We start from the raw sequence: 12,998 nt of genomic DNA on the forward strand, positions 1-12,998 counted from the left end.
CCCCTTGATGCCTCTCGGGGCGATCACTTCTGCAGGACCGACAGGTCCTGCTCCGCGTCGGGTACCGCCACCGTCCCCCGGTCGTCCGGCAGCGTCTGGATCGTGAAGGCCGGGATGCCGTCGGCCGGGGCCGCGAGGGTCCGGGACGCGTAGACGTCTCCCCCGGAGACCCGCTCGACCGTCAGCGCGTACGTGCCCTTCAGGCCGGCCGGGACGGGGAGTTCGACGTCCTGGGTGGTGCCGCCCTTGATCGTGTACGTCTTCGTCGCCGCCGTACCGCCCTCGCTGCCCGCGGACGCCGTGACCTTCACCTGGGCGGCGCGGCCCGGAGCGGTCAGGGAGAGTGTGGTGCCCTTGGCAGTGTTGTCGACGACCGTCGCGCGCGCGGAGACCGGGCCCGTGGCCGGGATGAACGCGCTCTCCTGCTTGGCGCCCTTGCCGCGTACGACCTCCAGGGCGGCGACGACCGGCACCGATGTGCCGGTCGGGGTGAGCACCAGGGAGCCCGCCTCGCCGCGGGTGAGGTCACCGAGGTCGACGGCGGCCGTCATGCCCGCCTTGATGTGCAGCGTCTCGTTGCCGACCGGGGTGATCAGGCCGGTCGGGGAGGCGAGGCGCACCTTCAGGTCGGCGTCGCTGTCGCCGGGCGCGAAGGCGATCAGGCGCACGGAGGTGGCGTCTTTGGGGATGCCCGGCAGGACCAGGCTGCCCGTCGGTTCGGTGGACGCCGTCAGCCAGTCGCCGCCGGTCCTGGCGTCCAGGGCCTGGACGGCGGCGCCGACCCGGCCGCTGCGCACGCTCACGTGCACGGTGAGGTCGGCCTGCGGTCCGTCGGTGAGCGTGGACAGCAGGATCGGCTCGCTGCCGTGCGGCGGGACCGTGATGCCCTCGCCCACCTCGGACTTGAGGCTGCCGTCCTTGCCGTACAGCTCGATGTCGACGACCGCGGCGGAGTCGTCCGGGTTGGTCAGATGCACGTAGTCCGTGCGGTCGGCGGCGGTACTGGCGCCCGGGAACCAGAACTCGGTGTCCGGGACGGTGCAGTTGACGCCCAGCAGGCCGCGTCCGGTGCCCGCGGCGACCTCGGTGGTCTCCTGCACGGTCCAGCCCGGCGCGAACTTCCCCTCGGCGGTGCCGACGAGCGCGGGCGCGTCACCGCCCGAGGTGTCCCCGGTGACGGGCTTGCCGGGCTCCTTGGGGGCGAGGACGGGCTTGGCGGCCTTCGCCTTGCCCTTCCCCTTCGCGCCGGTGGCCGACTCGGCGGTGGCGGCGGCCAGTTCGGCCTTGCCGTCGCTCCCGGTGCCCTCTGTGACGGGTGTGAAGGACGTGTACGTCGTCTCCGCGAGGTCGGAGGTGCTGGGAGCCGGGCAGAGCAGGCTCGTGCGCTCCACGGGCAGCTGGGCGGCGGCCTTGGCCGTGCCCGCGTCGGACGCGTCCGGTGTGCTGATGGAGGCGAAGCCGGTGACGGCGGCGAGCGCGGTCGTGCCGGCGAGCAGGGAGATGGTGGTGCGGTTCACTGCTGGCTCCCGTCGGGGCGCTCACCCTGCGGGTGCGGCTGCGGTGGCTGCTGTGGCTGCTGTGGCTGCTGTGGCTGCGCCGGGTCGTACGCGGGGTCGTAACCCTGGGTGTACGTCTGGTCGTACGACGTCGTCTGCGGCGAACCGCCGTACGCGTACGGGTCGTACTGGCCGCTCTGGTACGGATCCCCCTGGTACGCCGGGTCGTAGGTGCCAGGCGGGTACTGCTGGGTGTTCTGGTACTGGTCGGCGCTGTAGCCGTCGTACTGGGTGCCCGCGTAGGCCGCGGTGTTCCATTCGTCGCCGTACGGCTGCTGCTGCGGGATCGCGGCCGGGGCCTCCTCCGGAGGAGGAGGGGTGGCGGAGGGGAACTCGGCGTGTTCGTCGCTGTGTTCGCTCTGGTCTGTCTGGTCGGCCTCCGCCTGGGCGCGCAGGCGGCGGGCGCGGCGGCCCTCGCCGGTGGTGGCCTGGGCGGGGATCTCGCGCTCTTCCTCGGGAAGGTCGTCGTCGACGTTCCGGCGACGGCCCGGCAGGGCCATGACGACGAGGACGACGGCGAGCGCGCCCTGCGTCCACAGCCAGGCGGTGTGCCCCATCGGGGTGTCGAAGGTGACGTCCAGCTTCCCTCCGGAGGAGGGAAGCTCGAAGCCCTGGGCCCAGCCGTCGAGGGTGGTGGGGGTGAGGGGCTTGCCGTCCAGCGTGGCCGTCCAGGCCTCGTCGGCGGAGTCGGCGAGGCGCAGGACGCGACTGCCGGAGCCGGCCGGGATCGTGGTGTGGATGTCGACGGGTCCGGCGGCGACGGGCAGCGGGGCTCCGGTGCCGGACGCCGGGACGACGGCGGCGCGCGAGACCTGCCGGTCGACGCGCCACAGTGCGCCACCGTCCTGCTGGCTGAGCCTGCTCAGGCCGGGCGTGGCGTCGAGGACGCGGCTGACCTGGCGGGGCGCGCCCTTGTGGACGAGGACGTAGCGCACGGCGAAGCCGCCGAGTTCGTCGGCCTGGTCGGCGCCGGAGCCCGCGACGAGGTTGGCGACGACCTTGTCGAGGAGTTCGTTCTCACCGCTCTGGGCGGCGAGTTCGCCGTCTCCGAGCCGGGCGCCGGAACCGCGGACGAGGGTGTAGCCGACGCGGGCTGTGGAGTCGCTGGCCAGGACCAGGGTGCGGGCCTGGTCGCGGGTGCCGCTCTCCTCGGCGACGAACGCGGGCACCTGGACGGGGTCGCGCCGTTCCAGTGGTCCGTCGGCGCCGCCGATCATCCAGCCGGCGGCGAGGAGCAGTGGGCCCGCGGCGGCGGCGAACGCGATCAGGGCGGCGACCGGCTGGCGCCAGCCGAAGCTCTGCTCGGCCACGCGCGAGCGTGCCCCGTCGGCGCCGAGCGCGGCGGCGGCCAGCAGGGCGAGGCCGTAGACGAGGGTGGCGGGTCCGGCCCACGTCGAACTGTTCGAGAGGACCGCGAAGACGAGTGCCACCAGGGCGATCACCCAGGCCGTCCAGATGCCGAACTGGCGCTCGGTGCGCAGCAGGGCGGCCAGTGCGGCCAGCACGACGCCGATGAGCATCAGCCCGCTGACCGTGCCGGGGCCGCCCGGGCTGGCGCTGAGGAGGTCGAGGGCTCCGGCAGAGCCGGAGCCGTACTCCAGACCGGCTTCCTGGAAGAAGCCGAACGGGAGCAGGGACAGCGACCAGGGGGCCAGCACCAGCAGGGGCACGCCCAACTGAGCCAGGAAGCGCAGCCCATAGGCGGTGATCTCACCCCGCCGCACGACGAGGAGCGCGAGACCGAGCAGCAGCGCGATGGGCCACACGATCGGTGTGAAGGCGGTGGTGATCGTCAGCAGCAACGTGTACGCCCAGGTGGCCCGCCAGCTGCCGCGCGCTCCCGACGCGTGCGTCAGACCGCTTGCCGCGATGCCCGCGCGGGCCATCAGGGGCAGGAGGCCGGCGAGTACGGCGGTGCCGATCCGGCCGCCCGCCAGGGCTCCGGTGGTGGCGGGCAAGAAAGCGTAGACGACGGCCGCCCACGCGCGCAGGAGCCGCGATTCGACGAGCGGGCGGGAGGCGAAGTACGCGGTGAAGCCGGCCAGCGGCACCGAGGCGATCAGCAGGACGGTGACCGCGAGGCCCGCCGAGCCGAACAGCGTGGAGGCGAGCATCGCGACGAGCGCCAGATAGGGCGGCGCCGACGAGGTGTCGCCCGCACCCACCGGATGCCAGGCGTCCAGGTAACGCGCCCAGAGTTCTGCGGAGTCGGCCGGCGCGGGCAGCAGCGCGCCACCCACGAGGGCACCGCCGCCGATGAGTTCACGGCAGGCGACGAGCGAGACGAGCAGGAGTACGAGGAAGAGCACCGGGCCGGGCTTGCGGGCGATGCGCTTGAGGCGGACGAACTGCTCGACCTCCAGGAAGTCGGCGTCGTCGCCGCCGGGCCCGGACTCGACAGCGCCGCCGTGCCGGCCGGCGCCGGAGGTGACCTCGGGGTCGGAGCGGCCTCCGAGATCGCCGGCGACCTGTTCGATGGTGGCCCGCACGGTCGCGCCGGGCGGCGGGAACAGGGCTCGCAGCTCGCCCTTGTCGATCTGGGCGGCACCTCGCCGGCGGCGCCCGGCGATGATCCGCTCGGGCCGCAGCAGGGTGCCCAGGAGGCCGCGGATCTCGTCGACGGCCTGTCCGGGGGCCTTGCCGACCAGATACGCCACCGTGCGCACCAGCGTGCCCAGGATCACGCGCAGCAGCACCCAGGGCAGCTGCGCGGTACGGCTGTTGACGAGCAGGGTGTAGACGGCGCCGGCCTTGTCGACCTTGTGCGGGGACGCGGAGGTGCGGCCCACGCAGTCGACGGTGCGGCGCTCACGGGAGGACGCCTCGGCATGCCGTACGACCGCCTCGGGGGCGACGAGGACCCGGTGGCCGGCGGCGGTGGCACGCCAGCACAGGTCGACGTCGTCGCGCATCAGGGGCAGCCGGCGGTCGAAGCCGCCGAGTTCGTCGAAGACGTCGCGCCGTACGAGCATGCCCGCGGTGGACACGGACAGCACCGGGCGGACGTGGTCGTGCTGGCCCTGGTCCTGTTCGCGGCGGTCCAGGCCGGTCCAGCGTCGGCCGGAGTTGGCGATGGTGACGCCGACCTCGAGGAGCTGTCGGCGGTCGTACCAGCCGCGCAGCTTGGGGCCGACGACCGCGATGTCGTCGCCGCGGCCCAACTCGTGCTCGTGCTCCACGACCCGCAGCAGCTGGGCCAGGGCGTCCGGGTCGGGGGCGCAGTCGTCGTGCAGCAGCCAGAGCCACTGCACCGGCTCCCCGTGGGGCAGCTCCGGCATGTCGTACGCGTCGTCGCGCCAGCTGCGGGTGACGGGGTCCCAGCCGCTGGGGCGCTTCAGATACGTCAGCTCGTCCGGGGTGAGGACGGGCGCCGTGCGGTTGGCCTCCTCGACGGCCTGGCCGAAGCCGGTGCGGCGGGCGAGGTGCAGGACGCGGTCCGCGCCGAGGGCTTCGGTGACCAGCTGGGCGGAGTCGTCCGCGCTGCCGGTGTCGGCCCCCATGACGTTCTGCACCGGGCGCTCCTGCCCGAGCAGCCCGGCGAGCACCTCGGGCAGCCAGCGGGCGCCGTCGTGGGAGACGAGCACCGCGGTCACCACGTGACGCGGGAACTCGGGCGTGGTGGCAGTGCCGTAGTCGGCTGCGGTGTGGCTGTGCGCGGACATCGAGGTACGGGCCCCGGTTCGGTGGACTGTGGTGGACGCCTGTGCCCTCTGTGAGCGGCGGGGCGTCTCGGACGAACAGCCACACTATCGGCTGGGCAGCACGGCGGCCCGCCGCCTGTGGACAACCCCACCCGCGACGGGCCGTTCGTTGTGCTGCGTTGCCGTGTGCTGCGTTACGTGGATCCCGGTGCCGTAAGCCTCAGACCGCGGCCTTCTTGAGACGGCGGCGTTCCCGCTCGGACAGGCCGCCCCAGATGCCGAAGCGTTCGTCGTTCGCGAGAGCGTACTCAAGGCACTCGGAGCGGACCTCGCACGCGAGGCAGACCTTCTTGGCCTCGCGGGTGGAGCCGCCCTTCTCGGGAAAGAAGGACTCGGGGTCTGTCTGGGCGCACAGCGCGCGCTCCTGCCAGCCGAGTTCCTCGTCCGCGTCGTCGACCAGCAGTTGCTGCACCGTCTCGGTCATGTGCGCCCCTCGTCTGTCTTTCGCGTCCCCGTGAGGTTGCCGTCGACCGGTATCGGCCGAACGACACGAGTGAAATTACAAGTGTGCTGATCCGGGCGAGTCAAGCCGAGATCTGCTATTGGGCCTCTTATTCACTCTGCGGAACCAAGGCCATGCGGAAAGTGTTCAAATCGGCATAAACCTTGACAGGGCAGAGGAGGCCCCGGGGAACGACTACCCACGCGCAGAGCCTGTACGGGAGAGGACGCCCAGAAGTTCGATCTCGTTCCGAGGTCCTGCGCCTGGTTGTGCGCCATGTGTCCGCGAAGTCGGGCGAACAAACCTTTCAGCACGGAGATGAACCGGATGAGGTGAAACATGTCCCACATACCGGGCGTCGAGTTGACAGTGATGGTGTGAACCGATGTCCTTGTGGGCATGCTCGCGAACTCGGCATTCACCTCGACCCGCCCCGCGCGGTCCCTCGGTGCTGCCCGTCCTCGCTGTAGCTGTTGTTGCTGTTCCAGCTGTTGAGCTCAGGCGAGCTCCGGCTGCCTTTGAGTCCACCGTGACTCGGCTGCTGTTTCCCAGAAGCCCACACCAGGGCGATGCCTTTCCCACCCGTGACCCGGGCGGACGGTACGCGACACCCAGCCAACCCCCACACTTCTCCCGCCGAGGACCTCCGCACTCATGAACAGCGACAGCGACCTCCAGATCGCCGGCGACATCCTCGAAGTGGCGCACCTCCTCCAGGCGCCGCGCGAGCACCCGGCCACCGTCGCCGACTTCGTCGGCCTCGCCCGCACCATCGCCGCGGACCGCTCCCAGTGGGCGCACCTCGTCCGGTTCGACGCGACCTCGCGCTGGTACCACCGGCTGCGCACCGGCCCCGGCTACGAGGTGTGGCTGCTGTCCTGGGTTCCCGGGCAGGGCAGCGGGCTGCACGACCACGGCGGTTCGTCGGGCGTCCTGACGGTCCTGGACGGGCAGCTGACCGAGCGGACGGAGAGCGGCACGCGCGCGTTGGGGGCGGGGGCGCAGAGGGTGTTCGCTCCGGGGTACGTCCACGAGGTGGTCAACGACAGTCTCGAACCGGCCGTGAGTCTGCACGTCTACTACCCGGGCCTGACGGAGATGCCGATGCACGCGGCGCGCTGCGCGTCGGCGGCGGCCGTGACCGGCTGAGAAGAGTCGTCACAGCTGTCCGAGGGGCTCGTCTCCGCGACCGGCCGACGCGTTGTCGTACCCGCCTGCAAGACTTGTCGCATGCGCATTGTGGTTCTGGCAGGCGGCATCGGTGGTGCCCGGTTCCTGCGCGGTCTTCAGCGGGCCGTGCCGGACGCGGACATCACCGTCATCGGCAACACCGGGGACGACATTCACCTGTTCGGGCTGAAGGTCTGCCCCGATCTCGACACGGTGATGTACACCCTCGGCGGCGGCATCAACGAGGAGCAGGGCTGGGGGCGGACCGACGAGACCTTCCATGTGAAGGAGGAGCTCGCGGCGTACGGCGTCGGGCCGGAGTGGTTCGGTCTCGGCGACCGGGACTTCGCCACGCACATCGTGCGGACGCAGATGCTCGGCGCGGGCTATCCGCTGAGCGCCGTCACCGAGGCGCTGTGCGACCGGTGGAAGCCCGGGGTGCGGCTCATCCCGATGTCGGACGACCGCGTGGAGACGCATGTCGCCGTCGAGGTGGACGGCGAGCGCAAGGCCGTCCACTTCCAGGAGTACTGGGTGCGGCTGCGGGCCTCCGTACCGGCCGAGGCCATCGTGCCGGTCGGCGCTGAACAGGCGAAGCCGGCACCGGGGGTCCTGGAGGCGATCGCCGACGCCGACGTGATCCTCTTCCCGCCCTCCAACCCGGTCGTGTCCATCGGCACGATCCTGGCCGTGCCCGGGATCCGCGAGGCGATCGCCGAGGCCGGGGTGCCCGTGGTGGGCCTCTCCCCCATCGTCGGGGACGCGCCCGTGCGCGGGATGGCCGACAAGGTGCTCGCGGCGGTGGGCGTGGAGGCCACGGCGGCGGCGGTCGCCGAGCACTACGGCTCGGGGCTGCTGGACGGCTGGCTCGTCGACACGGTCGACGCGGGCGCGGTGGAGCGGGTGGAGACGGCGGGCATCCGCTGCCGTGCCGTGCCGCTGATGATGACGGACGTGGAGGCGTCGGCGCAGATGGCGCGCGAGGCGCTCGCGCTGGCGGAGGAGGTGCGGGGCGCTTGAACGGCGAGCTTTCCGGTGAGGGTGCCGTCGACGGCAGTGGCGGTCACGGTGGCGGTACTGGTGACGGGTATCGGGTCTGGGCCGTGGGCGGGATGCCCGAGGTTCAGCCCGGGGACGATCTCGCGAAGCTGATCGCCACCGCCGAGCCCGGGCTGCTCGACGGGGACGTGCTGCTCGTCACCTCGAAGATCGTGTCCAAGGCCGAGGGACGCGTCGTCCAGGCGGCGGACCGCGAGGCCGCGATCGATGCCGAGACCGTGCGGGTCGTCGCCCGGCGCGGGCCGCTGCGGATCGTGGAGAACCGGCAGGGGCTGGTGATGGCCGCGGCCGGCGTCGACGCCTCCAACACGCCTTCCGGGACGGTGCTGTTGCTGCCCGAGGACCCCGACGCGTCCGCGCGTGCGGTCCGGGACGGGGTCAGAGACGCACTGGGCGTCAACATCGGGGTCGTCGTGACCGACACCTTCGGACGCCCCTGGCGCGCGGGACTGACGGACGTGGCGATCGGCGCCGCGGGCGTGCGTGTGCTCGACGATCTGCGCGGGGGCACGGACGCGTACGGCAATCCGCTCTCCGCGACGGTCGTGGCGACCGCCGACGAGCTGGCCGGCGCCGGGGATCTGGTCAAGGGCAAGGCCTCGGGACTGCCCGTCGCCGTAGTGCGCGGGCTGCCGCATGTGGTGGTCGAGGGCGATGACGACGGTGAAGGGGCGGGGGCCCGGGCTCTGGTGCGCGACGCCCGCGACGACATGTTCCGGCTCGGTACGTCGGAGGCCGTACGGGAGGCGGTGACCCAGCGGCGGACGGTGCGGGCCTTCACGGACGAGCCCGTCGATCCCGGCGCGGTACGGCGGGCGGTGGCCGCCGCGGTGACCGCGCCCGCTCCTCATCACACGACGCCCTGGCGCTTCGTACTGCTGGAGTCGGAGCGGTCGCGGACCGAGTTGCTCGACGCGATGCGGGATGCCTGGATCGCGGATCTGCGGCGGGACGGGAAGAGCGAGGCGTCGGTCGAGAAGCGGGTACGGCGGGGGGATGTGCTGCGGGCGGCGCCGTATCTGGCGGTGCCCTGTCTCGTGATGGACGGGTCGCACACGTACGGGGACGCCCGGCGGGACGGGGCCGAGCGGGAGATGTTCGTGGTCGCGGCCGGGGCCGGGGTGCAGAACTTCCTCGTCGCGCTCGCCGGTGAGCGGCTCGGGTCGGCGTGGGTGTCGTCGACGATGTTCTGCCGGGATGCCGTGCGGGAGGTCCTGGGGCTTCCCGCGGGGTGGGATCCGATGGGGGCGGTCGCCGTCGGGCATCCGGCTCAGGCGCCGCAGCCTCGCGTGGATCGGGATGCGGGGGCGTTCATCGAGGTGCGGTGAGGTGTTGTGGGGGCTGTCCTGGGCTGTCCCTCTAGGGGTTCGCTTCTTCTGGGTTTCTTCGCGTGCTAGGAACGGTTCGTGGCAGGACGGTTCGCTTCTCGGCCTTCCCGGCCCACTCGTACGACCGTGCGGGGTGGGCATGTCGTCGTGCCCGGTGGCGTGCCCCGGCAGGCCGACGCGCCGGGGCGGACGCGGACCTGGGTGCCCGGTGTGCCGCTCGACCTCGGGCTGGTTCTGGGGCCGTTGCGGCGGGGGCCGGGCGACCCGACGTTCCGGGCGGCGCCGGACGGGTCCGTGTGGCGGGCCAGCCGTACGCCTGCCGGGGCCGGGACGCTGCGGGTCGCGCTGCGGGACGGGGTGGTCCGGGGGGAGGCGTGGGGGCCCGGGGCCGAGTGGCTGCTGGAGCGGCTGCCCGAGTTGCTGGGGGCGGCCGACGATCCCGAGGCGTTCGCGCCTCGGCACCGGATCGTCGCGCTCGCGCGGCATCGGCGGCCGGGGTTGCGGCTGACGCGGACCGGGCTGGTCATGGAGTCGCTGATTCCGTCCGTGCTGGAGCAGAAGGTCACGACCGACGAGGCCTATCGGGCCTGGCGGTTGCTCGTACGGAAGTTCGGGGAGCCTGCGCCCGGGCCCGAAGGTCTGCCCCCGGGGTTGTTCGTTGCGCCCGCGGCTCGGGACTGGGCTCTGATTCCGTCCTGGGAGTGGCATCGGGCCGGGGTCGACGACAAGCGGGCGTCGACGATTCTGCGGGCTGTCCGGGTCGCGGGGCGGCTGGAGGAGGCTGTGGCGCTGGATCCGGAGCGGGCGCGAGCTCGGTTGGAGGTGGTTCCCGGGGTGGGGCCGTGGACCTCGGCGGAGGTTGTGCAGCGGAGCCATGGGGCGGCGGATGCGGTGACTGTGGGGGATCTGCATCTGCCGGGGATCGTCGGGTTCGCGTTGGCGGGGGATCGGGATGCGGACGACGAGGTGATGTTGTCGTTGCTGGAGCCGTATGCGGGGCAGCGGCACCGGGCGGCTCGGTTGATCCTGCTGAGTGGGCTTACGCCGGGGAGGCGGGGGCCGCGTATGCGTAAGGGGGACATCGGGCGGCTGTGAGGTCGAGGGGGCTTTTTCTCGCCCCCGCCGCCCCTGCCCGTCCCGTCCCGTCCCGTCCCGTCCCCAGAGGGGGGACCCCCGGACGGGCTGAACTGGTACCGCCTACTGGTCCGACGAGAAGCGGAGTGCGCCCGGTGGGATTCTCGCGTCGCACCACACCCGTACGCCCTCCCTCAGTTCGTTGTCGGCGCCGATGATCGCGCCGTCGCCGATCACCGTGCCCGTGAGGACCGAGCGTTCGCCTACGCGGGCCCTTGAACCGATCAGGGAGTCGGTGATGACCGCGCCCGGTTCGACCACCGCGCCCGCCAGGATCGTGCTGCCCGAGACGCGTGCGCCCTCCGCCACGAACGCGCCCTCGCCGACCACCGTGCCGCCGGTCAGCTTGGCGTCGGGGGCCACCCGGGCCGAGGGGAGGATCAGGCGGTCGCCGCAGCGGCCGGGGACGGCCGGGGACGGGGCGCGGCCCAGGACCAGGTCCGCCGAGCCGCGTACGAAGGCCGCCGGGGTGCCCAGGTCCAGCCAGTACGTGGAGTCGACCAGGCCTTGCAGGTGTGCGCCGATGGAGAGGAGTTCCGGGAACGTCTCTCTTTCCACCGACACCGGGCGGCCTGCCGGGATCGTGTCGATGACCGAGCGGCGGAAGACGTACGCCCCCGCGTTGATCTGGTCGGTGACGATCTCCTCGGGGGTCTGCGGTTTCTCCAGGAACGCCGTCACCCGGCCGGTCTCGTCCGTGGGGACCAGGCCGTAGGCCCTCGGGTCCGTCACCCGGGTCAGGTGGAGGGAGACGTCCGCCCGCGTCGACTCGTGGGTGCGGACCAGGGCCCTGATGTCCAGGCCCGTCAGGATGTCGCCGTTGAAGACGAGGACCGGGTCGTCGGGGGCGGAGTGCAGGCGCGAGGCCGCGTTGCGGATCGCGCCGCCCGTGCCGAGGGGTTCGTCCTCGGTGACGTACTCCAGATGGAGGCCGAGCGACGAGCCGTCGCCGAAGTACGGTTCGAAGACCTCGGCCAGGTAGGAGGTCGCCAGGACGATGTGGTCCACCCCCGCCGCTCTCGCTCTCGCCAACTGGTGCGTGAGGAAGGGGACCCCGGCCGCAGGGACCATCGGCTTCGGGGTGTGCACCGTGAGCGGACGCAGTCGGGTGCCCTTGCCGCCGACCAGGAGGATCGCTTCTGTCACCTGTCGTCCCTGCTTTCTGCCGGGACCGACCGAAACGCCGTCCGGTCGGCCGAAGTCCTCATCGCCCCTGGTATTCGGCCGCCGACCTGCGCGCCGAGCCGAGCTTGTCGTAGAGCAGCCGGCCCGGGCACTCGGTGGCGAAGCCGTCCCGGTGGCCGGAGATCACGTTCAGCCGTACGTTCTTTCCCTTTTGATAGAGATTGCCACCGCCCGACTTCAGGTATGTCTTCGCGTTCGGATTGACCCCATACAGGCCCAGCTTCCAGGCGGTCAGCCGGGCGATCGCACCCACTGCCGATTTGGACGGCTTGGAGCTGCCGAAAGTTCCGAGGACGGCGATCCCCATGCTGTCGGTGTTGAATCCGAGCGTGTGTGCGCCCATCACGGGCTTCGCCAGACCCCCGGCCCGCCCCTCGTAGATGTTTCCGCACCGGTCGACGAGGAAGTTGTAGCCGATGTCCCGCCAGCCGCTGCTCTCCACGTGGAAGCGGTAGATGCCGCGGATGAGGGACGGGACGTCCGAGCACCAGTACTTGTTGCCCGAGGCCGTGTGGTGCACGAAGGCCGCCTTCACCTTCTCGGTGTAGACGAAGCCGGGTTCGCGCAGCGTCTCGTCCGCGCCCCAGCCGCGTCGCGTGACGATCCGCGGGCGCGGGCCGATGTACGGGTTCACCCGCCGCCCCTCCGGTCCCGCGCCCGTCTCCTGTCGCCCCTGCAGCGCCAGCGCCTCTTCCTCCGTCTGCTGCCTGGTCAACGCCGGGATCTCGGTGGCGCCGAGGGGAGCGAGGTCCGCGTTGGCCGCCGCCGACTCCGCGGCAGCGGTGCCGGTGGCGTACTCGGTCTCCGCCGCCCCCATCACGCGCGTGCCCTGCCGTACGGGTGCCGCGGGGGCCGTACCCGGGTCCACCAGTTCGAGGCGGAGGCCCGCGGGAAGGGGGGAACGGGTCCCCCGCGCGTCTCCCCCGCCGTCCGCCCGTACGCGCACCTCGACGCCGTTCGAGTCGCCCACCCACAGCGGCGCGGTGGAGCCGCGGACCCGGCCCGAGACGCGCTCGGCGGTGCCGGGGTCGGCCGCGTGCTCGTAGTTGTGCGTCTCGACTTCCTGCCAGCCGGACCAGTGCCCGCCGGCGGCCTCCCGGGTACGGACCTGGACCTGGCCGTTCAGCTCGGTGTCCGGGTTGTCCCAGACGACGCCGACCAGCGAGAAGTGCCGTACGTCCGGGCGGTACAGGCCCTGTTCGGCGGCCGGGCCGAGGGTGCGGTCGCCGGGGCGGGGGGCGAGCGGGAGCGACTGGGTGCTGCCCGGGACGGCGGAAGCGGCGGAGACCACCTGTGCCGGTCCTGCCTCGACGGATCTCGCCGAGGCCGGGGTTGCGGGCAGGGTCAACGGGAGCGCCAGGGCTGTTGCACATACGACGCCGATGGAAGAAGAAAGATATCCACGCATGCCCCTGATCCTGGA

9 protein-coding genes are annotated in these 12,998 nt (G+C 72.2%); 4 read left to right on the forward strand and 5 right to left on the reverse strand.

Annotated features, from left to right (window positions below; genetic code table 11):
• Positions 1-23: 23 nt before the first annotated feature.
• The 3 genes from G3I71_RS27780 to G3I71_RS27790 form a co-directional block, all read right to left on the reverse strand.
• Positions 24-1,517: a DUF5719 family protein gene (locus G3I71_RS27780; protein ID WP_164318544.1), complete on the reverse strand. Its 1,494-nt coding sequence runs from the start codon at positions 1,515-1,517 to the stop codon at positions 24-26.
• Positions 1,514-5,218 (reverse strand): glycosyltransferase, encoded by a 3,705-nt coding sequence (locus G3I71_RS27785; protein WP_164318546.1) that lies wholly within the window; start codon positions 5,216-5,218, stop codon positions 1,514-1,516. Before G3I71_RS27785 ends, G3I71_RS27780 begins: the two co-directional genes overlap by 4 nt.
• A gap of 199 nt (positions 5,219-5,417) precedes the next feature.
• Positions 5,418-5,681 carry a WhiB family transcriptional regulator gene (locus G3I71_RS27790; RefSeq protein WP_010034659.1) on the reverse strand — a complete coding sequence of 88 codons (264 nt, stop codon included), beginning with the start codon at positions 5,679-5,681 and terminating at the stop codon, positions 5,418-5,420.
• Positions 5,682-6,353: 672 nt separating this feature from the next.
• Here G3I71_RS27790 and G3I71_RS27795 point away from each other — a divergent pair.
• From G3I71_RS27795 to G3I71_RS27810, 4 genes are all read left to right on the forward strand, one after another.
• Complete coding sequence (locus tag G3I71_RS27795) at positions 6,354-6,848, forward strand: cysteine dioxygenase family protein (protein WP_164318548.1); 495 nt, start codon at positions 6,354-6,356, stop codon at positions 6,846-6,848.
• Between the two features lie 81 nt (positions 6,849-6,929).
• A complete protein-coding gene (gene cofD / locus G3I71_RS27800; RefSeq protein WP_164318550.1) occupies positions 6,930-7,889 on the forward strand; it encodes a 2-phospho-L-lactate transferase in 960 nt (319 codons plus the stop codon).
• Complete coding sequence (locus G3I71_RS27805) at positions 7,886-9,256, forward strand: coenzyme F420-0:L-glutamate ligase (RefSeq protein ID WP_164318552.1); 1,371 nt, start codon at positions 7,886-7,888, stop codon at positions 9,254-9,256. Before cofD ends, G3I71_RS27805 begins: the two co-directional genes overlap by 4 nt.
• 78 nt (positions 9,257-9,334) lie before the next feature.
• Positions 9,335-10,351 (forward strand): DNA-3-methyladenine glycosylase 2 family protein, encoded by a 1,017-nt coding sequence (locus G3I71_RS27810; RefSeq protein WP_164318554.1) that lies wholly within the window; start codon positions 9,335-9,337, stop codon positions 10,349-10,351.
• Between the two features lie 102 nt (positions 10,352-10,453).
• Here G3I71_RS27810 and G3I71_RS27815 read toward each other — a convergent pair whose 3' ends face one another.
• Both G3I71_RS27815 and G3I71_RS27820 read right to left on the reverse strand, forming a co-directional pair.
• The gene (locus tag G3I71_RS27815) at positions 10,454-11,536 is read right to left on the reverse strand and encodes an NDP-sugar synthase (protein ID WP_164318556.1); all 1,083 of its coding nucleotides are present in this window, start codon (positions 11,534-11,536) and stop codon (positions 10,454-10,456) included.
• 58 nt (positions 11,537-11,594) lie between these two features.
• Entirely contained in the window at positions 11,595-12,983 is a 1,389-nt protein-coding gene (locus G3I71_RS27820; protein ID WP_239149393.1) for a peptidoglycan recognition protein, read from the reverse strand.
• Between the last annotated feature and the right edge of the window lie 15 nt (positions 12,984-12,998).

The sequence above is a fragment of the Streptomyces sp. SID12501 genome (genome assembly GCF_010550245.1).
Taxonomy (GTDB): domain Bacteria; phylum Actinomycetota; class Actinomycetes; order Streptomycetales; family Streptomycetaceae; genus Streptomyces.